This is a genomic window from Rothia sp. P7181 (assembly GCF_048513015.1).
In the GTDB taxonomy this organism is placed as follows: Bacteria; Actinomycetota; Actinomycetes; order Actinomycetales; family Micrococcaceae; genus Rothia.
The window spans coordinates 18,355-37,426 of sequence record NZ_JBLXXZ010000012.1 but is presented as its reverse complement, the minus strand read 5'-3'; the positions used below and the strand labels follow the sequence as shown (position 1 = coordinate 37,426).

General features: G+C 48.7%; 18 protein-coding genes and 1 tRNA gene. 8 read left to right on the top strand and 11 right to left on the bottom strand.

The features are described from left to right. Positions 1-86: 86 nt before the first annotated feature. Positions 87-1,349: a glycoside hydrolase family 76 protein gene (locus ACN08Z_RS06865; protein ID WP_419103812.1), complete on the bottom strand. Its 1,263-nt coding sequence runs from the start codon at positions 1,347-1,349 to the stop codon at positions 87-89. Positions 1,350-1,432: 83 nt separating this feature from the next. Then, positions 1,433-2,497 (bottom strand): pseudouridine synthase, encoded by a 1,065-nt coding sequence (locus ACN08Z_RS06860; RefSeq protein ID WP_419103811.1) that lies wholly within the window; start codon positions 2,495-2,497, stop codon positions 1,433-1,435. Positions 2,498-2,645: 148 nt separating this feature from the next. On the opposite strand from ACN08Z_RS06860, the gene ACN08Z_RS06855 reads away from it, so the two are divergent. Beyond that, the gene (locus ACN08Z_RS06855) at positions 2,646-3,236 is read left to right on the top strand and encodes a malonic semialdehyde reductase (RefSeq protein ID WP_419103810.1); all 591 of its coding nucleotides are present in this window, start codon (positions 2,646-2,648) and stop codon (positions 3,234-3,236) included. 43 nt (positions 3,237-3,279) lie between these two features. On the opposite strand, the gene ACN08Z_RS06850 is transcribed toward ACN08Z_RS06855, so the two are convergent. The 3 genes from ACN08Z_RS06850 to ACN08Z_RS06840 form a co-directional block, all read right to left on the bottom strand. Then, positions 3,280-4,224 (bottom strand): DUF4232 domain-containing protein, encoded by a 945-nt coding sequence (locus ACN08Z_RS06850; protein WP_419103809.1) that lies wholly within the window; start codon positions 4,222-4,224, stop codon positions 3,280-3,282. 1 nt (position 4,225) lies between these two features. Continuing rightward, positions 4,226-4,546, bottom strand: coding sequence for a 2Fe-2S iron-sulfur cluster-binding protein (locus ACN08Z_RS06845; protein WP_419102365.1), 321 nt, complete (start codon positions 4,544-4,546; stop codon positions 4,226-4,228). Positions 4,547-4,767: 221 nt separating this feature from the next. Further along, positions 4,768-4,843, bottom strand: a tRNA-Arg gene (locus ACN08Z_RS06840). A gap of 446 nt (positions 4,844-5,289) precedes the next feature. On the opposite strand from ACN08Z_RS06840, the gene ACN08Z_RS06835 reads away from it, so the two are divergent. Then, the gene (locus tag ACN08Z_RS06835) at positions 5,290-7,152 is read left to right on the top strand and encodes a phosphoenolpyruvate carboxykinase (GTP) (RefSeq protein ID WP_419103808.1); all 1,863 of its coding nucleotides are present in this window, start codon (positions 5,290-5,292) and stop codon (positions 7,150-7,152) included. Positions 7,153-7,379: 227 nt separating this feature from the next. Continuing rightward, positions 7,380-8,867 carry a sugar ABC transporter ATP-binding protein gene (locus ACN08Z_RS06830; protein WP_419103807.1) on the top strand — a complete coding sequence of 496 codons (1,488 nt, stop codon included), beginning with the start codon at positions 7,380-7,382 and terminating at the stop codon, positions 8,865-8,867. A gap of 121 nt (positions 8,868-8,988) precedes the next feature. On the opposite strand, the gene ACN08Z_RS06825 is transcribed toward ACN08Z_RS06830, so the two are convergent. Then, positions 8,989-9,357, bottom strand: coding sequence for a hypothetical protein (locus tag ACN08Z_RS06825; protein ID WP_419102368.1), 369 nt, complete (start codon positions 9,355-9,357; stop codon positions 8,989-8,991). A gap of 352 nt (positions 9,358-9,709) precedes the next feature. Here ACN08Z_RS06825 and ACN08Z_RS06820 point away from each other — a divergent pair, with 352 nt between their 5' ends. Continuing rightward, positions 9,710-10,159 (top strand): RrF2 family transcriptional regulator, encoded by a 450-nt coding sequence (locus ACN08Z_RS06820; protein WP_419103806.1) that lies wholly within the window; start codon positions 9,710-9,712, stop codon positions 10,157-10,159. A gap of 142 nt (positions 10,160-10,301) precedes the next feature. Then, positions 10,302-11,495 carry a globin domain-containing protein gene (locus tag ACN08Z_RS06815; RefSeq protein WP_419103805.1) on the top strand — a complete coding sequence of 398 codons (1,194 nt, stop codon included), beginning with the start codon at positions 10,302-10,304 and terminating at the stop codon, positions 11,493-11,495. Positions 11,496-11,579: 84 nt separating this feature from the next. On the opposite strand, the gene ACN08Z_RS06810 is transcribed toward ACN08Z_RS06815, so the two are convergent. Continuing rightward, positions 11,580-12,983, bottom strand: coding sequence for a phosphomannomutase/phosphoglucomutase (locus tag ACN08Z_RS06810; protein ID WP_419103804.1), 1,404 nt, complete (start codon positions 12,981-12,983; stop codon positions 11,580-11,582). 127 nt (positions 12,984-13,110) lie between these two features. Between ACN08Z_RS06810 and manA the strand changes: the two genes are divergently transcribed. Genes manA through ACN08Z_RS06795 form a run of 3 tightly spaced genes read left to right on the top strand, consistent with a single transcriptional unit; the run spans position 13,111 to position 15,976 of the window. Then, positions 13,111-14,301, top strand: a complete 1,191-nt coding sequence (gene manA / locus ACN08Z_RS06805) for a mannose-6-phosphate isomerase, class I (protein WP_419103803.1) — start codon at positions 13,111-13,113, stop codon at positions 14,299-14,301. A gap of 31 nt (positions 14,302-14,332) precedes the next feature. Beyond that, on the top strand, positions 14,333-14,602 hold the full coding sequence (locus tag ACN08Z_RS06800) for an ACT domain-containing protein (protein WP_419103802.1): 270 nt from the start codon (positions 14,333-14,335) through the stop codon (positions 14,600-14,602). Between the two features lie 9 nt (positions 14,603-14,611). Continuing rightward, on the top strand, positions 14,612-15,976 hold the full coding sequence (locus ACN08Z_RS06795; RefSeq protein ID WP_419103801.1) for a PFL family protein: 1,365 nt from the start codon (positions 14,612-14,614) through the stop codon (positions 15,974-15,976). A 110-nt stretch (positions 15,977-16,086) separates the two neighbouring features. Here ACN08Z_RS06795 and ACN08Z_RS06790 read toward each other — a convergent pair whose 3' ends face one another. The 4 genes from ACN08Z_RS06790 to ACN08Z_RS06775 form a co-directional block, all read right to left on the bottom strand. Beyond that, complete coding sequence (locus tag ACN08Z_RS06790; protein WP_419103800.1) at positions 16,087-16,836, bottom strand: sugar isomerase domain-containing protein; 750 nt, start codon at positions 16,834-16,836, stop codon at positions 16,087-16,089. Positions 16,837-16,900: 64 nt separating this feature from the next. Then, on the bottom strand, positions 16,901-18,241 hold the full coding sequence (locus tag ACN08Z_RS06785; RefSeq protein ID WP_419102376.1) for a PTS ascorbate transporter subunit IIC: 1,341 nt from the start codon (positions 18,239-18,241) through the stop codon (positions 16,901-16,903). A 42-nt stretch (positions 18,242-18,283) separates the two neighbouring features. Beyond that, positions 18,284-18,571 (bottom strand): PTS sugar transporter subunit IIB, encoded by a 288-nt coding sequence (locus ACN08Z_RS06780; RefSeq protein WP_419103799.1) that lies wholly within the window; start codon positions 18,569-18,571, stop codon positions 18,284-18,286. Between the two features lie 29 nt (positions 18,572-18,600). Then, a complete protein-coding gene (locus tag ACN08Z_RS06775) occupies positions 18,601-19,032 on the bottom strand; it encodes a PTS sugar transporter subunit IIA (RefSeq protein ID WP_419103798.1) in 432 nt (143 codons plus the stop codon). Positions 19,033-19,072: the final 40 nt, after the last annotated feature.

The following is a 19,072-nucleotide window of genomic DNA, read 5'->3' as shown; positions in this document are numbered from 1 at the left end:
ACCGTTTTGTCTCTATTTTCCCTTTTTATGCTGAGAACATCATGGACTACATTTTAAAGCACCACTACTCAAAATGAGTGTAAAACTTATTGTTCTAACACCCGTGCAGCAGCCTCAAGAATCATCCACCCCTGAAGCTGAGACGACAGCTCCACCGGAGCGCCAGGCACTAACGTTTGCGAAGAATGTTGAAGAATATCCGGAGAGAAAAGAACGACCGGCTCCCCACGAATCTCACGAACATCAATCCCCGCCTCATTAACCGGCAACGTTGGATCAAACTCTCGTCTGCCCTCCCACAAAACTTCTGCTGTATGAACCACTAAATCACCAGCAAGAGAACGAGAAGACTCCCTAACATTGACAGAGAGCGCAACCTGAGCCAAATATCGGACAAGAATACCGGTAAACAGTCCACCATCACCATCTTTGCCTGTGCGAAGAATCCTCAAACGTTCCGTATCAGAAACATCAAAATCCTCTGTAAAATGTTCGACTATTCCCTCAAGCAAAGCGGAAATATGGTCTTGAACTTTATCCGGCAAAGGCATACCCACACCGTGAATTTCAAGAAGAGCCGACAAAATAGGGCCCTGATTATACGAAAAGAGAGAATCTTCTAGTTGAGACTGCTCGGAAAGAATCTTAATACCATCAAGATATGCACGACGCCGTTCATCCCACAAATTCTCTTGAAGCCAATCAACAAGAGCACGCGCCTGATCGTGCTGATGTGCCCGTGCAAAAGCTAGAGCCGCAGGAGCAGTAGCCGGAGTATTTTTAAAATCATGGTCAGTAGACCAAAACATTCCACCACCAAGATGCTCCGTAGCACCTCGACGTAACGCCTTAAAAAGTTGCACCCCTGCATCTTGTGCTGGCATATACCCGCGACCATACAACAACTCAGACAACGCATTCATGCGCCCCACAGCGAGAGCAAGCCACGCCATATCGTCATAGAAAGTATTCGTGTAGAGACCAAAATTTCTAGCCCGAATACCGCGCAAAATCTGTTGAGAACGTTCAAACCATCTCGTCGCCTGTGAAGAATCCATATGTCGATGAGCACGGAATGACGCGTCAAGAGCACAATCCAAGAAATGCGCCTGCCACCAAAAATGCCAATGCGTCAAACGTTCCTTAACCGGACGGCAATCAGGCACCTGAGGAGCCCCCAAAAGAGTACCAGGAATGGATAATGCACGCTGAGCAAAAAAGTGTAATACCGAAGAACCAGCAGTTTCAGCCCGCATGCTCATAGTCTGAGCATACTCAGCTTTTAGCTGGCGACTTTCGGCCTCTGAAATCTCATAACGATGCGACTTGCGACTAGGTGCCTGCTCCATATATCTCCTTCAGTGAGAGAAACCCAATAACCGAGTACGAAGAAAAGTCTAAACCTTTACCGTTCCCTCAGTGCTCACCCTAACTATTGGGCTAAAGCCAAAGTTCGTGAACTCGTGACGACAAGATCTTCTCCCGTTAGCGGGTGTCTAAGAGAAATCCTCTTGGCAAGTAACTGTAGCGGTAAATTCTGCTCATCAGGAAACTCATGACACACCGTAGGGTAGAGAGTATCACCAAGAATAGGGGCACCTAAAAGGAGCATATGGGCACGTAACTGGTGAGTTTTACCACTATGAGGTTTCAGTCGATACACCCCATAAAGATTACGCGAGTTAGGGGCTACAAGGCGAGGATTATGCTCCAGTCTCAGCTGATGAAGCTGATTTGTTGAGTATTGAATACTTCGAACTAACTCAACCTCAGAGAGCGCATTAGGCTCAAGTCCTAGACTCAGACACTGCTGTTCAGAATGCTGAATAACTTGAACCTGCTGACGATTCTTAACGATGTGACTACGCACCACCTGCCATGGGGAACCCGAACCCTCCAACTGAGGAATCAGCGGGGCAACTGCCTCATACTCTTTGACAATGCGGCGGCTTTGAAACAACGTCTGAAAAGGGCCACGGCTCTGCGGAATCTTCGAAAAAACCAAAACACCCGCTGTCGCTCTATCTAAACGATGCACCGGCGAAAGTAACGGATTCTGATGCTGAACCCGCAATTTGGTTAACGCTGTTTGCGCAACAAACATCCCACGAGGAGTGGTGGGTAAAAAATGTGGTTTATCAACAACAAGAATCCACTCATCCTCATAAAGAACAGGAATATCATCAGGTAGTTGAGGCTCTTGGGATAGTTCACGGTAATACCAAATCGTTAGGCCACCCTCAAAAGGAGCGTCTAGAGGTAGGGGCGTACCATCTTCTGTGACAACCTCTCCTTGGCAAAAAAGACGATTAACAACCTCTGGCGTATCAGGATAAAAACGAGCAATAAGATACTGCGCAATGGTGGGGGTAGGGGTATCTACCCGTGTACGTAAATCTTCGGGAAACTCAGTGGGGAGCTTGAGAGAAATAGGATCAATGCCAAGGCGTTGAGGTAGCGGTTTAACAAGAAGACGCCTGCGACTTCGACCAGCCATAAACACCACACTTTAACATACGAGACACACAAAGAAACAAAAAGATAACACCAACGATAACGCAAAGAACCCCAATAACCCCTTTTATGAGAGGAGAAGAAAAGCTTATGCTTAGTAGAAATTAATTCGTTAGTTCAAGAGGAACATCATGACAACAGAACACTTAGATACCGAAACTCTTCATAAAATCTTTGTGCAACCGCGTACTGCACACCAATTCACTCAACAAGACGTTTCTGACGAACAACTACGTGCAATATATGACCTCACCAAAATGGGTCCAACAGCCTTTAACTCTCAACCTTTGCGGCTGACCTTTTTGAGAAGCACCACTGCCCGAGAACGCCTGCTACCTCATGTTGCACCGTCAAACCAGCCGCAGATTCAGCAAGCACCCGTGAGCGCTATTCTCAGTTTTGATACACAATGGGTTGATAAGTTTGAAAAATTTAACCCGCCCATGGCTCATGCTGCACAAAAGTTCTCACGAGAAGAATCACGCCTTCATTCTGCTGAACAATCAGCAACACTTTCTGCAGGGTATCTCATCACAGCTGTTCGTGCCCTTGGGCTATCTGCTGGGCCAATGACCGGCGCAAACTTCTCTGCTATCAATCAGGAATTCTTCCCTGATGGAAACCAACGTGCCTTCATGATCGTCAACATCGGGTATAGTACGCCAACCCCGTACAAACGAAATCCACGTTTTAGCTTTGAAGAAGTAGCCGAGATTCTCTAGAGCGTCATCGGATTGGTAAGAAACAGACGGTGAGCTGTTTAACCTATGAGGAGCCCGCCCCTACCTGACCGATACTGAGCTGAGTAACAGTATTATCTGAACAAGCTTCTGCTGGGAATTTTAAAACTAATGAGTTCGATGTCCCAGGGATGATGACGCGATAGCCTGCAGCTGTTGTGGGCTGGCACATTTGCTCACTGTAAAGTCCTGCACGGGTTTCTCTGAGGATTGCTGTTACAGACTCATGAGAATGTAAGATTTTACCTGAGCTCGTCCATTCTCCCGCGGGCACTGCGCTTGCCCCAATCTGGTGACCATTTGCATCTACATAGTTCACACCTGGGTAACCGCTCAGAGAACACGGAGCTGTGCCAGTATTACTGAACGTCAAACTAATATAGCGAGAGCCAGCAGCACCAGCACCGGGGGCTGCTTGTGCATCGATACGGATATTTCCATAGTCACAGACAGGTGTACTTGCTGTCATTGGAGCTGTTGAAGCTGGTGCCGGAACAACAGGTTCAGGGTGTGATGCTTCAGGCGTCGTCTTTGACTCACGGTGAGGTTCAGTAGCTACGGGAGGTTCTGGCGGAACCGTAATGACCGTTCCACGTGGAACGGGAGGTTCGCTGTATTCGATGACCTGCGGTTGCTGCGTAGGCTCTGGAGAAGGAACTTGTTCCTGTGCAGGTGCTGATGAGGTTGGGGCATGTCGTGTATCTTCGTCAGTTTTTGGTGCAGAAGAACTTGACGCTGGGGTAGAAGCAGAGCCGGACGCTGTGGAAGATTCTGCTGTCGGGCTTGGGGTAACTACTTTTGGTGTGCCTGTTGGTGCAGGGGCAGGAGAGGATGAAGCGGGGGAGGAGACCTCTGTTTGAGGCGTGGGCGCAGAACTCTGTTGCGGACTATGAGAACACGCGTTGAGTGCAAGTAGCCCGATGGTTAGATAGGGGAGAAATCTTGTGGTGGGGGAACTAAAGATTTTCATATCACATCCCAGGTTTAAGCGTTATCGTCGCGCCGTCCATGCCTTCTGCATATTCTGCTTGGCAGCATAGTCGAGAATATTCGTTGGCGACATCGTCTACCATGTCGAGGAGGTCTTCTTCTGCTTCGGTGCGCTCGCCAGATGCTTCAAAGTGTTCTGGGTCGATGAAGGCGTGGCAGGTTGCGCATGATGCGTTTCCGCCGCAGGTTGCTAGTACTGGGAATTGGTTGGCAAGAAGTGCGTCAAGCAGTGTTTGGTCTTCTTCCCATTCTGCGGAACGGGTTTCTCCGTTTTCGTCGGTGACGTTGATATTGATGCTCATGTGCGGTGTACTCCTTGGGCGTTGTGGGTGAGTTGTGACCTTGTTATCGTGGAACGCTTTTAGGTTAACTATTATTCCTCTTTTATTCTGCACTGTGCGTAGTACGTGTGCGAAAATACGTCATAAATATGATGTGTAGAGTGTTCCTGTATGTTGTTATATGGCAGAAAGCTTGGGATAAAAATAAAACCCGATTCCTAAGAACCGGGTTTTATTTTCTGTGGTGCGCCCGAAGGGATTCGAACCCCCAACCTTCTGATCCGTAGTCAGATGCTCTATCCGTTGAGCTACAGGCGCATGTTTCTCGGCTTGGTTCTGAAACCCTTGCCGTTGCAACAGGTAATACTTTACAGAGTCTTTGGGGTAAAAGACAAATCAAAAATGCGTGACGCTTATCTCATTGCGTGTAAACGGGGTGCTCGAATGGGTGAACGTTTGATTTTTGTCAAAATATTAGCTGTCTGACTAGGTTTAACTATTTGGTACGGATAAATCCAACATGCTAAGAGAAAAAACTTGTAATTACACAAACATCACGAAACTCAAACGATACTCTTGGTCTATCACGATGAGGTGAGCAACCTTGGTTGTTTAGCTCCTAAACCTTGCACTGAGCAGTACCGCCTGCACAAAGATTTAGGAGCTTTTGGCGTTTATCGCGCAAAAACCAACACAACCAAGGACCGTTGTTTCAGCACATCGAGGTACTGAGACCATTAACACACTAAAAGGGGAAGCTCCTTATGAGCAACAAACAACAAAACACACAGGACAATGTTCTCAACACAGCTGTACTAGAACAGTTAGAGAATGCACCAACAACATACTCCGACATTATCGACTGGGTTCGAGACGTCGCACAGATGACACAACCTAAAAATATCCACTGGGTTGACGGAAGCGAAGAAGAATACAACCGCTTAGCGTCAGAACTCGTCGAAGCCGGAACCTTCGTTCGACTCTCCGACCACGAATTCCCCAACTCCTACGCCGCATTCTCTGACCCCGACGACGTTGCTCGCGTCGAAGAACGAACCTTCATCTGCTCCGAAACTGAACAAGGAGCAGGCGCAACCAACAACTGGCGCGACCCCGCTCAAATGCGAGAACTCATGAGCAAACTATACGCCGGCTCCATGCGCGGACGCACCATGTACGTTATTCCTTTTGTCATGGGTTCACTCGATGCAACCGAACCAAAATACGGTATTGAAATCACCGACTCTGCCTATGTCGTATGCTCCATGCGCATTATGGCAACTATCGGCACAGCAGTCCTCGATAAACTCTCTGCAACACAAGGGTTCTTTGTCAAAGCGCTTCACAGCGTCGGCGCACCCTTAGAGGACGGCCAAACAGACGTGCCATGGCCATGCAACCCAGAAAAGTACATCGTCCAGTTCCCTGAAACTCGAGAAATTTGGTCTTTCGGCTCTGGCTACGGTGGAAACGCTCTCCTTGGCAAAAAATGCTACGCGCTACGTATCGCATCGGCGATGGGACGTGATGAAGGATGGATGGCAGAACATATGCTTATCCTCAAAGTCACCAACCCCGAACAAAAAACTCACTATCTGGCGGCTGCTTTCCCATCAGCTTGCGGAAAAACAAACTTTGCCATGATGGAACCAACCATCGAAGGCTGGAAAGCTGAAATGATTGGTGACGACATCTCGTGGATTACCTTCAATGGCGAAGGTAAACCCCACGTCGTCAACCCTGAAGCAGGAATGTTTGGTGTTGCACCTGGCACCGGCTGGAGCACGAACCCTAACGCAATGCGAGCTATTGCCAAAGGTAACACCATCTTCACCAACGTTGCTCTCACTGACGATAACTCCGTCTGGTGGGAAGGAAAAACCGAGGACGTGCCAGAACACCTTACGGACTGGCGCGGTGAGTCATGGACTCCTGATTGTGGGCGTCCGGCAGCTCACCCGAACTCTCGATTCTGCACCCCCATTGAACAAGTCGATATGCTAGCGCCCGAATTTAGCGAACCTGACGGTGTTCCGTTGAGCGCTATTATTTTTGGTGGACGACGTAAAACAACGGTGCCACTTGTCTCTCAAGCGCGCACATGGGAAGAAGGTGTCTTCCGCGGTGCAACACTATCCTCAGAAACTACAGCTGCTGCAAAAGGTGCAGTAGGTGTGGTGCGTCGTGATCCTATGGCGATGTTGCCGTTCATTGGCTACAACGTTAATGACTATTTTGCCCATTGGCTTGCTCTAGGAGGAAAGCATGGCGAAGAGAACATGCCAAAGATTTACTACGTGAACTGGTTCCGCCGTACTCCTGATGGAGGGTTCGCGTGGCCTGGTTTTGGTGAGAATTCTCGTGTTGTTAAATGGATTTTCGACCGTCTTGAAGGAAAAGCTCACGGTGAAGAGACCGCTCTGGGTATTGTTCCGGGCGTAGCAGATATCGACACCGATGGTCTGGATATTACAGAAGACCAATTACGTGCAGCCTTGGCTGTTAACCCTGAGGAATGCCGTGAAGAGCTCGAAAGTATCGATCAGTGGTTAGAAAGCCTAGGGGACGGGCTGCCCGAAGCCATTAAGGTTCAACGTCGTGCTTTTGCAGAACGTATTGGCAAATAATATTGGCACTATCTGATACGTCATATCAGGAACGGCAGTAATGTGTATATACACATTACTGCCGTTTTTTGATGTTTTAAGGGACGCAGTGCAATATAATTACCTAATTGATACTAATTACTATTAGTATCTCTATTTGGGGAAAGTATTCTAAGAATCTGATTGGAAGATTCTTGATGCTTTACATAAGTATTGTCGCCGCATTTTCTTTCGGAGGGTAAGCAACGGTGGAGAACCTGCTCAGCGTTAAAGGGTTAACTAAGAAGCATGATCACCTTCTCGCATTGAAGGGCGCCGATTTTGACGTCGCCAGAGGTGAGGTTCTAGGCTTACTCGGTGAGAACGGCGCTGGAAAATCAACATTAATATCTATTCTTGGTGGCTGGGACGTCGCCACCTCTGGCACCATGACACTCGCCGGAGAACCTTATAACCCTAAAACTCCTGATGAAGCACTTGCTTGTGGTGTTGGGTCTATCCGTCAAAAGTTCAAAGTTGACCCTGAACTTACTGTTGCTCAAGCTATTTTCCGTGCAACATTCCACGCTGATAAATCTGAAGAAGAACAGAACGAGCGTGCACAAAAACTTCTTGATGATGCTGGACTATCTATCAGCCCCACCACAAAGATGGGTGAACTGGTTCGCGCTGAGCAAGCTCTTATCGAGGTTGTTCGTATGGAAGCAGAAGAAACTCAGCTGGTGCTCATGGACGAGGTTGCCGCAACCTTTAACGACTACGAAATCTATCAATTCCATGAGATTACCCGTCGTCTGGTAGCAGAAGGCCGTTCTGTCATTTATATTACGCACCGTCTTGACGAGATTCGTTCTCTAGCAGATCGTGCTGTCATCTTGGACAACGGAATTATCTCTCACGAGATTTCCCCTAATATGATGAGCTCTCAAGAAATTGCATTTAAGATGTTCCACCGTGAGATTCCTATGGGGCAACGTCCTGAAGAATTCTCTGGTGAACACGAAAAGCTACAGGTTGAAGGCCTATGCGGTGCATCTGGTTTCTTGAAAGATGTGACATTCTCCGTTAATAAGGGAGAGGTTCTTGGGCTGACAGGTCTTCGTCGTTCTGGTATTAACGAGGTAGCAGCCGCTCTCGTCGGTGTTGATCAAGAAGCTACTTTTAAGACGCTAAAAATTAATGGTGAAGACGTCACCTTAGGAAGCCCCGAAGCCTCTGTCTCCTACGGTATTGGGTATCTTTCAGACGATGATGATGAGCTAGGCATCGCTAATGAGCGTTCTATCGCAAAGACCCTCATGGAATCTGCTGGTATTGAAAGCAACGCAGAGGGCTTCTTGCATGAGGTGTCTGCTCTTCGTGAGGTTGCTGACCAAATCCAGAAGCTACATATTAAGACCACTAATATTCAAAGTGAAGTCGGCAAGCTCTCTGGCGGTGACCAGCAGAAGGTGGCACTCGCTCGGTGGATGACTACTGACTGTGAGATTCTTATTCTTAACCACCCTACTCGTGGTATTGATGTGAGCGCTAAATCTGAAATTTATAAGATGCTCAAAGAACTCACAGAAAAGGGTACTTCAATTATTCTGATTGGTTCGGATATGTCTGAACTGATTGAGCTGTGTAACCGTATTGCTGTGATGCACGATGGCAAGCTGGTATCTATTCAAAGTAATGAAGAAGCTACTGAAGATACTCTGATGGAAGCTGCTATCGGAGACGACGAGCTTTAAAATATTTTAGGCGCCCCACCTTATCGAGGTGGGGCGCCTAAAATATTTAAAGAATAAGGGTGTATCGCTTCGTGACACGAAGCGATACACCCTTATTTGGTGCCTCTAGAAACAAAGAAGTTTAGAGGGAAATGCGTGAAGCAATGCTGTTGAGCTTGTGACGTGCAAGTGCCAAGTTAGCAGTGTTGCGGTCAAGTACGAGGTAAACGAAAAGACCTGAAGTCTCAGAAGCGTTGAGTACGTTCACGAGGTGGTACTGGCTAGAGAGGGTAATCATAATGTCTTCAATGTTGCCACCAAGACCGAGGTCGGTCATGGTCTTGAGCTTCGCGCGAACTACGTTGGAGTTACCTGCTGCAGCAACGGTCAAGTCAAAACCGGGGGCACCGCCAGAAGCGAGAGCCATACCAGAAGAAATGTCAACAAGTGCTGCACCGGAAGCGCCCTCGATGGAGAGGAGTTCCTGGATTGAGGATTCTAGAGAGGACATTGAAATCCCTTTCTTAGTTTCGAGTGAAAAGTCTATTGCGTTGTGCCGAACACCCTTGATGTATTGGACATACCCGCCACACGAGGCTCGTACAAATAGATTCACAAAGGAATCTTAAAATGCAAATGCTTTATACATATTACCTCTTGCACAACAAATTAGGGGACACGGTGGGAGTGTCGTTGCTTGAGATAGGAAAACTTTTGACATAAAAAAGGACATTTTTTGGGTTTTATCAGGGTAATAAACACTTCTGCGTCTGAGTGTCAGGGAGTTTTATTCGGGTTTTTCTCTTCTAGCAGATACAGTTTTATTGTCGTCTTTTTGCGCAATGTCTATGGGAGGTGAGCGTATGCGACTTACTGCGTTTTCAGATGTTTCTTTGCGTATTATGATGCTGCTTTCTGGCGCTGAGGGGCATCAGCTCTCTACTCAGGCCATTGCTGAAGGAGTAGGAACTCCTTATCACCATGTGACAAAATCTGTTGCTTTTTTGGCTCATCAGGGGTGGGTGCTTTCGAGTCGAGGGCGCTCAGGGGGTGTAAAGCTTTCTGACGAAGGTAAGAATGTGACGATTGGGCAGTTGTTGCGTCATACTGAGCGAGATAGTCCGATTGTTGAGTGTGAGGGTGCAAAAAGCTCTTGTCCTCTCAATACTGAATGTGATGTGCGTGCTCATTTGGCGCGTGCTCGTCAGGCGTTTTATGAGGTATTGGATCCTGTTGTTATTTCTTCTTTGCCGACGCAGAAGCAATTACAACCGGTTTTTGTTCAGCTGGGTTTATCGCCTTCTGGCAAGTGAGAATAGTATTTTTAGTGTGCTGTGGCAGGTTGTCCCGCGGGAGGGATAACCTGCTTTTTGTTTCCCCAATGCGTAATTCTTGCATAAAATATGCTAATTTAATAACGGGTTTACACACAACCTGTCACTAAGGAGACATCACATGCTTTCAGAAAAGTCACGCCCCATCATCGAGGCAACCCTAGCAGTCGTCGCAGAACGAATGCCACACATCACCCCAGAGTTCTACCGTCGAATGTTTGCCGCTCGACCAGACCTCATGGACGGAATGTTCTCACGCTCCTCCCAACTCGAAGGAACCCAACCCCAAGCACTCGCCGGTTCCGTCGTCATCTTCGCAGACTACATCTTCAACAATCCCGACAAATACCCCGACGAAGTCCTCTCACGTGTTGCCCACAAACACGCATCCCTCGGACTCCAAGCCGTAGAATATACCACCGTCTACAAATACCTCTTCGAAGCCATCGCAGCAGACCTTGGAGACGCCTGCACCCCCGAAGTAGCTGAAGCATGGAGCGAAGTATACTGGCTCATGGGTAACGCCCTCATCAACATCGAAAAAGGCCTCTACGCTTCCCAAGCAAATGACGTCATGCACGCCCCCTTCCGCCTCATCAAACGTGTAGAAACCGGCGATAACGTCGTCGATATGACCTTTGAAGCAGCTAACGACGTACCCCTCACCCCCGCAAAAGCAGGACAATACGTCAGCCTCATCGCAAAAGCTGAAGATGGACTCAAACAAGCCCGACAATACACCCTGCTACCAGCCGGAGAAAACCAACGCCGTATCGCCAGCAAACTTGACCCCAACGGCGAAATGACAAAAATTCACCACGCACTCAAAGTCGGCGACATCATCCAGCTTTCCAACCCCTACGGCGACATCACCCTCGGCGGGTTCGGAGACAACGGAACCAGCCCCCTCTACCTCTTCTCTGCAGGTATCGGAATCACCCCCATGATTGCTTTCCTCGACGAAATGGTACGCGAAAACTCCACCCGCGAAGTTGTCCTCGTACATAGTGACCGCACCCCCGAAAGCTGGCCACTACGTGAAGAAGCAGAAAAACTCGTCTCTTCACTCCAGAACGGAAAAATTGTGCGATTCTTCGAAGAGTCCCACGACGGAGAACACCAAGGTCGACTAGATATCACCCAACTCGACATCGACCCCAACGCCATGGCATACCTCTGCGGGCCTCTTCCCTTCATGAAGAACGCAAGAAGCCAACTCATCGACGCAGGTATCCCCGGTGTTCGTATCCAATACGAAATCTTTGGACCTGACCAATGGATGCTTCGCGACACCGCCCGCGCAGCACAACACTAATTCTCTTCCCCTAAAAAAGAAGTTGCCCTGACGCTCAAAACGTCAGGGCAACTTCTTCACTTTAATGTGAACAAAACCAACTAATTAGCTAGCACGTACAATGCTAAGAATCTGATCACGAACACGTTCCATCGTCTGCTGATCGGGAGCTTCCAAATTCAAACGCAAGAACGGCTCAGTGTTCGATGGGCGAAGGTTAGCCCACCATCCCTCAGAGCGGTGCTCAAAAGTGGTACCGTCCATGGTTGATACCTCAACAGCATCACCCAACGCTTCAACCACACGAGCAATAGTGGCGTCTTTATCGGCAACCTCAGAGTTAATCTCGCCAGAAGCCACATATGGAGAATACTCCGCCGCAATCTGAGAAAGAGAATTCTCGGAAGAACCAAGAACAGCCAAAACATGCATTGCTGCGAGCATGCCAGTATCAGCGTTGAAGAAATCCTTGAAATAATAGTGAGCAGAATGCTCGCCACCAAAGACACCATTTTCTTCAGCCATAACAGCCTTAATGAAAGAATGACCCACACGAGTCTTTACGGCGCGAGCGCCCTTCTTCTCCACAAGTTCAGGTACAGCCTTAGACGTAATGAGGTTATAGATAATAACGGGCTCTTTAACGCCTTCAGCTTGAGCACGAGCAATTTCTCGTTCGGCAACAATAGCGGTAATGGCAGAAGGAGAAACTGGTTCGCCCTTTTCGTCAACGACGAAGCAACGGTCTGCATCACCGTCAAAAGCTAGACCAATATCTGCACCGTGTTCTACAACAGCTTTTTGTAAATCAACGAGGTTTGCTGGTTCTAGTGGGTTAGCTGGGTGATTTGGGAAAGTTCCATCGAGCTCAAAATAGAGTGGAACAATTTCTAGAGGTAGACCAGGAAGAATGGAGTCGCCAAGAACTGCTGGGGTGGTCATTCCGCCCATGCCGTTACCTGCATCGACAACAACTTTAAGAGGGCGAATATTCGATAGGTCAACGAGGTTACGTAGATATTCTGAGTAGTCTTTGAGAACATCTTTTTCGCTGACAGAGCCAACATTATCTACTGAAGGAATAGATCCTTCGTTGAGGTAGTCTTGGGCGCGGTCACGAACGTCAAAAAGTCCGGTTTCAGAAGAAATAGGTACGGCACCAGCCTTAGACATTTTCATGCCGTTGTATTCTGCTGGGTTATGGCTTGCGGTGAAGGTAACGCCAGCGGCATTTTCTACACCACACGCAAAGTACAGCTCATCGGTAGAAATAAGGCCAATCTTGATGACGTTTGCCCCACGAGCAGTAGCACCTTCAGCGAACGCTTCGGTGAAGCTTTCGCCAGATGGGCGCATGTCGCTACCTACGAGGACGTTCTGACCAGAAAGTTCTAGAACATCAACGAATGCAGCTGCCGTAGCACGGACAGTTTCTTCAGTAATAGTTTCCCCAACGATGCCGCGAACATCGTACGCTTTAAAGGATGCGGTTAGATCAATTGTATTCACGGGGTTATTCTAACTGTTTCTCACAGTAATACCGGACTATTTTCTCAGGGTATGGCTATAAACACTGAAAAATGCTTCTGGCTGATGAAACAATCCCGAGAGTATAGATAAGGATATGATGGACTCTATGGGTGAACTAATACGTTTAGAAAACACAATACAGAACTATGCTTGGGGTTCTTTGACCGCCTTAGCAAAAATGCGAGGAGAAGAAACTCCTTCAACACAACCAGAAGCAGAACTTTGGGTCGGTGCACATAACGCTGCCCCATCATATGTGTTAATTGACGGAGAACGTATAGGTCTTAATACCCTCGTTGAACAAGATCCCAAACGTTTCTTACCTTCGAATTATGAGGGAACAACTTTTCCATTTCTTTTTAAGATTCTTGCTATTGACGCCCCACTATCTATCCAAGTCCACCCAACGCCTGAACAAGCGCTCGCAGGATACCATGCCGAAAACGAACAGAATATTCCTCTAGACGCCCCGCATCGAAATTACAAAGATGAGCATTCCAAGCCGGAGACCGTTATTGCTCTATCCGATATGACAATTCTGACCGGTGTACGTCCTGTTGAAGAGTTGCAACATATTGCGCAGGTATTTGACCTTCAGTGGCTTCTACCTCTACTAACAGCACCTAACGATAAAGAACTTCTTGCCGCTATTTTGCGTATGGACACAGCTGACGCGAAGCGTCACCTAGACGTAACGCTATCTCATACTGCTCAATGGTTAGAACAGAACCCTACTGTTGTAGAGGGCGTCCTTTACGATGTTGCACAGTTGATGCAACTTCTTCAGCAGAAGCACCCTGCCGATATTGGGGCGCTGGTTGCGATGGTGATGAACCTTTTGCACTTGCACCCTGGCGATTCTGCGTATACTCCAGACGGGCAAGTTCATGCGTACGTATCAGGTACAGCGATTGAACTGATGAACCCTTCCGATAACGTCATGAGAGCAGGGCTCACCCCCAAGCATATTGATGTTGAAGAGCTCATCCGTATTCTTGCGGTGCAACAGGATGCGCCGGTGGTTCAGCGTGCTCAACCTGATGATGACACTCTTGGGGTGTTTAGCATGTGGGATCCACGATTGAGCGTAACACGCGTTAAACTTTCTCAAGGTCAGAGCGTTTCTTATACCTTTAAAGGTGCTGCTGCAGTGATTGGCACAAGCGGAGAACTGGCGATAAGCACACCTAACGTTCAGCTCACTCTCGGTGCTACAGAATCACTGTTACATGCTGGCAGCGATACCCCCACCACTATGAGCGGTGTTGGCGAAGCCTACATCGCCGCATACATATAGACTCAGCTACTGAGCCAAAAGAAAGACCCCCATGAATATCATTTTGACTGTTACCGGACACGACCATCAAGGAATTGTGGCAGCTGTTGCCACAGAATTGGCAAAGAATCAGGTAAATATTCTCAATATTTCGCAGACTCTTATGGACGATTATTTCACCATGATTTTGCACGGACGTTTCGATGACGAGACTCAAAGTATCCAAGAACTACAAGAGGCTATGCGCAGTGTAGAAGAGGAACAGCGTCTGAAAATTCGTATTCAATCTGAAGCTATTTTCGACGCAATGCACACCCTCTAGGAGTTTGTGATGGTTTTTGATCGTAACGCTAATATCCTCGAAACTCTGCAAATGATTGAGGAGGATAAGCTTGATATTCGTACGGTAACGATGGGTATTTCTCTGCTGGACTGTGCTGACGCACAGGCCGAGGTTGCCTGCCAAAAGATTTACCAAAAAATTACTCAACGCGCACAAAAACTTGTTGAAGTTGTTGAGGGCATTGAAGCCGAACTGGGCATCCCCATTATTAATAAACGTATCTCTGTGACCCCTATTTCTTTAGTGGCTGGGGCGAGCGACGCAACGGACTACGTGGAATACGCGAAAGCTTTAGACGCTGCAGCGAAAGCCACTGGGGTAGATTTTATCGGTGGTTTCAGCGCCCTTGTCGATAAAGGTATGACTCCTGCAGATAGCCGTTTGCTTGAGAGTATTCCACGAGCTCTCAACGAAACGGACGTTGTGTGCGCGTCGGTTAATATTGGGTCTTCTCGAGCCGGCATTAATATGAGCGCTGTCGCTAAGATGGGCGAGGTTATTCGTCAAACGGCAGAAGGCTCAGCTCATAAACATGGTTTTGCGTGCTCTAAACTTGTGGTTTTTGCGAATGCTGTATCTGATAATCCTTTTATGGCCGGTGCATTCCACGGTGTACAAGAAGCTGACACCGTTATTTCTGTAGGAGTTTCTGGACCTGGTGTTGTCAAACGTGCTCTTGAACGAGTCCGTGGCGAATCTTTTGACGCATGCGCAGAAGCAGTGAAGAAAGCGGCCTTTAAAATTACTCGTGTTGGGCAGCTTGTCGGAAACCTCGCTGCAGAACGTTTAGGCGTTCAGTTCGGCATCGTTGATTTATCTCTTGCCCCTACTGCCGAGGTGGGGGATTCTGTGGCACATATCCTTGAGGAGATGGGCCTAGAGAGCGTTGGTACACACGGCACAATTGCTGCTTTGGCATTAGTTAATGATGCTGTGAAAAAAGGTGGCATGATGGCGTGCTCTCATGTGGGTGGATTATCTGGATCTTTCATCCCAGTATCAGAAGATATTGGCATGATTGAAGCAGCTGCCGCACAGAAAATTACTCTTGATAAGCTCGAAGCGATGACAGCCATTTGTTCTGTCGGGTTAGACATGGTCGCTATTCCCGGTGATACGTCAGCATCTACGATTGCTGCCATGATTGCTGATGAAGCGGCAATAGGCGTCATGAATCATAAGACAACTGCGGTGCGTGTTATTCCTGCTATTGGTCTTGAGATCGGGCAGATGGTGGAGTTTGGTGGGCTTCTAGGGCGGGCCCCTGTGATGCCCATCCACGCTGAATCTTCTGAACTATTTGCGGCTCGCGGTGGAAGAATTCCTTCTCCTGTTCACGGTTTTAGGAACTAATATGTGTTGAGCGGTTTGCTCACTTTCCCCATATCTAAAGCGGTGGTGTTCTCTCAAAAGATGAGAGAACACCACCGCTTCATACTGCTTGTGAAGAGTTATATATCTTCTTAGTTGAGGTAGAAGATTTTGTCCTTATTCTCAGCCATGTGCTGTGCGTTCCAGTCTGCACCGCCGTCAAGGTTTGCAGCAAGGAATACTGGTGCGCTGATACCTTGTGCCACAAGATTCTCGATAATGCCTGCAGATAGTGAATGCAAGATTGCGGTGGAGGTGACTCCAGATGCAGGGGTGAACTTCTGAGGCACGCCCTCTAGGCTCAGCACTGCGTCTCCTGCATCTACTTGGTTGTCGATGAGGATATCTGCATGGTCTTTGAGCTTGGTTCCGTCGGGTACACGTGAGGTGACGGTTTCGGTGTATTTAGAGGAGGTGAGTCCTACGACGAAAATACCGCGAGCGCGTGCTTCACGTGCTAGCTCTACAGGGAGTGCGTTACGTCCGGAGACGGAGACTACGATGAGGACGTCTCCTTCTTTGAGTGGTGCATTGTTGAGCACTACTTCAGCGTATCCGGGCATCTGTTCCATCTGCGACCCGAGGGTGGTTGGGCGTGTGGTGAGTGCTTCAACACCGGGTGCGTAGAGTGGGTTGATGAGCATGAGTCCGCCGGCACGGTAGACGATGTCTTGTACGGGAAGGCTGGAGTGTGAAGCGCCGAAAGCGAAGATGTGTGCGCCTTGTGCTACGCGTTCTGCGATAGCTTGTGCGGCTTTGTCGATGGTGGGGACTTCTTCTTCACGAATTTTTTCGAGAAGTGAGATGATTTGTTGGTAGTAGCTATCCAGTAGCTGTGACATGATGACCATCCTTTACGATGTATGAGTCGAATGGGGGTATGTGATGTGGATTGGGGGAGTGTTCTTAGGCGAGGATGCCGAGAAGTTGTCCAATCCAGTGGATGATGATGCCCGGTACGATGGCGTCAGGAACAGTGAAGCCTAGTCCTGATGCGCCGAGGGCGGGCAGGTCGCCGAAGGCGTTGATGTGGTAGGCGAAAGAGATGAGAATCCAGCCGAGGAATCCCCAGAGGAAGCCTCCTAGCCATGCTGCGGTTCGTCCGCCGGTAGAGTTTGCGAAGATTGCTGCGGTACCGGATGCGAAGAATGCAACGATCATGGAGGGGATTGGTACTGGCCAACCTAGTGCAACGCAGATAACCATGCCGGTGATTTGGCCGATGAGACCTGAGATGAGGCCGATGAGTAGTGCGTTGGGGGCGAAGGCGAAGAGTACAGGAACGTCCAGCGCGGGGATGGCGTTGGGGATAACTTTTTGGGAGATACCTTCGAATGCGGGAACGATTTCGCCGATGAGCATGCGGACACCGTAGAGGAGGATGAGCATACCTGCGGTGAATTGCATGGCCATCATGAAGGAGAAAATGACCCAGCTTTGTCCGTCGGAGATACCGCCGTCTGCTACGGGTGCTTCGAAGGCGCTTACTCCTGCGGAGCTGACTGCTGCTAGTGCTGAGCCGAGTGAGACAATCATCATGACGATGGAGGTGGATACTGCAACGTCGCGGAAGAATGAGAGTTTCTCGGGGAGTTTGATGTCTTCGGTGGATTTTTCTTTGTTTCCTACGACCATGCCGAGGTATCCGGCGAGGACGTTGAGGAGGGTTTGTCCGTGTGCGAAGCCGACGTCATTTCCGCCGGTGATACGACGGACGAAGGGTTGTGCGATGGCGGGGGCGAACGTCATGTATGCGCCGTCGATGAGGGAGGCGATGATGACGGTCCATACGGGGCCTAGTCCGAGTTGGTAGATGGCGATGGTGAATGCGCCGGCGTGTACCCAGATCATATGTCCGGTGAGGTAGACGTAGTGCCATGGGGTGAATCGTGCGAGGAGTAGGTGCACGATGTAGCCGAAGAGCATGGTGAGACCAATTTGTGAGCCGAGGGCTGCTACTGGTCCGGTTTGTACTGCTGAGACGACGGCTTCGTCGAAGGTGACGAATGTGGTGATGTTGCTGGCGGGGAACGCCATCTCGAACATCTTTTGGATGGGTGCTAGGCCTTGGATGAGGACTGTTGCACCGCCGGCGATGATAAGTAGTGATAGTGCTGTTTTGATGGTGCCGGTGATGACTTCATCGGCTGCTTTTTTCTGTGCGACTAATCCAATGAACGCAATGAATCCGACGATGATTGCGGGGATTTGGATGAGTTGTACGAAAAAGTCAAGGAGAGAGTTCATTGCTTCTACCTCAAGCTATATGGGGAATGGGGAGTGGTGTGGCTAGTTGCCTGCGGTGAAGTCGTTTACTGCGGCGAGTACTTTGGTTTTGACTTCATTTTTGTCGATGAGGTTGTCGATGAGTACGACGATTGCTTTGGTTCCTTCAACGTTTTTTGCCATTCCGGTGGTGGTGACGACGATGTCTGAGGGTTGTGATTTGAAGGAGCCAAGGTCGATGGCTTGTACTTTTGCGTCGATGTTTTCTGCGTTGAGGAGGGTGCGGATTTGGCTTGCGAGCATCATAGAGGTTCCGAGTCCCATGCCGCATACGGTTGCAATTGAAATCATGATGATTATTACCTTTTCTTTGTGTTGTTTTATTGGGTGAAAACTTCCATCAGTTGAACGTCGCTGCTCGCCTGACGGGCCTTTTCGATGAGTTCTTGTTGTCCGAGGACGTCTGCTAGTTCTTGGATTTTTTCCATGTGTCCGTCGGTGTTTTCGGATGCGAAAGAAATGAGGAAGTCGACGGGGTCGTTGTTTTTGCTGCCGAATTTTACGGGGGTAGCTAGTGTGACGACTGCTGTTCCTGCTTTGAGGACTCCGCTGGTTGCTTTTGCGTGGGGCATGGCAATGCCGGGGATGAAGACCATATATGGTCCGAAGTCTTCGACACCTTTGATCATTGCTTCGGTATATTCTTTGGTCGCTATTCCGGCTTCTTCGTAGAGTTCACCAACGATGCTGATGGCTTCTCTCCAGTCTTTTGCTGTGCGTTGGGCTGAAACAACGTCTGGTACGAAGGTCATTGAGACCACCTCATCTTTCTCAACTGTTACACAAGCCATC

Coding starts and splice junctions, on each gene's coding strand:
- ACN08Z_RS06855 (WP_419103810.1), top strand. CDS start 2,646: ATGACAACAGAACACTTAGATACCGAAACTCTTCATAAAATCTTTGTG.
- ACN08Z_RS06785 (WP_419102376.1), bottom strand. CDS start 18,241: ATGAACTCTCTCCTTGACTTTTTCGTACAACTCATCCAAATCCCCGCA.
- ACN08Z_RS06825 (WP_419102368.1), bottom strand. CDS start 9,357: ATGTCCTCTCTAGAATCCTCAATCCAGGAACTCCTCTCCATCGAGGGC.
- ACN08Z_RS06835 (WP_419103808.1), top strand. CDS start 5,290: ATGAGCAACAAACAACAAAACACACAGGACAATGTTCTCAACACAGCT.
- manA (WP_419103803.1), top strand. CDS start 13,111: ATGGGTGAACTAATACGTTTAGAAAACACAATACAGAACTATGCTTGG.
- ACN08Z_RS06820 (WP_419103806.1), top strand. CDS start 9,710: ATGCGACTTACTGCGTTTTCAGATGTTTCTTTGCGTATTATGATGCTG.
- ACN08Z_RS06800 (WP_419103802.1), top strand. CDS start 14,333: ATGAATATCATTTTGACTGTTACCGGACACGACCATCAAGGAATTGTG.
- ACN08Z_RS06860 (WP_419103811.1), bottom strand. CDS start 2,497: ATGGCTGGTCGAAGTCGCAGGCGTCTTCTTGTTAAACCGCTACCTCAA.
- ACN08Z_RS06790 (WP_419103800.1), bottom strand. CDS start 16,836: ATGTCACAGCTACTGGATAGCTACTACCAACAAATCATCTCACTTCTC.
- ACN08Z_RS06850 (WP_419103809.1), bottom strand. CDS start 4,224: ATGAAAATCTTTAGTTCCCCCACCACAAGATTTCTCCCCTATCTAACC.
- ACN08Z_RS06815 (WP_419103805.1), top strand. CDS start 10,302: ATGCTTTCAGAAAAGTCACGCCCCATCATCGAGGCAACCCTAGCAGTC.
- ACN08Z_RS06795 (WP_419103801.1), top strand. CDS start 14,612: ATGGTTTTTGATCGTAACGCTAATATCCTCGAAACTCTGCAAATGATT.
- ACN08Z_RS06865 (WP_419103812.1), bottom strand. CDS start 1,349: ATGGAGCAGGCACCTAGTCGCAAGTCGCATCGTTATGAGATTTCAGAG.
- ACN08Z_RS06780 (WP_419103799.1), bottom strand. CDS start 18,571: ATGATTTCAATTGCAACCGTATGCGGCATGGGACTCGGAACCTCTATG.
- ACN08Z_RS06775 (WP_419103798.1), bottom strand. CDS start 19,032: ATGACCTTCGTACCAGACGTTGTTTCAGCCCAACGCACAGCAAAAGAC.
- ACN08Z_RS06845 (WP_419102365.1), bottom strand. CDS start 4,546: ATGAGCATCAATATCAACGTCACCGACGAAAACGGAGAAACCCGTTCC.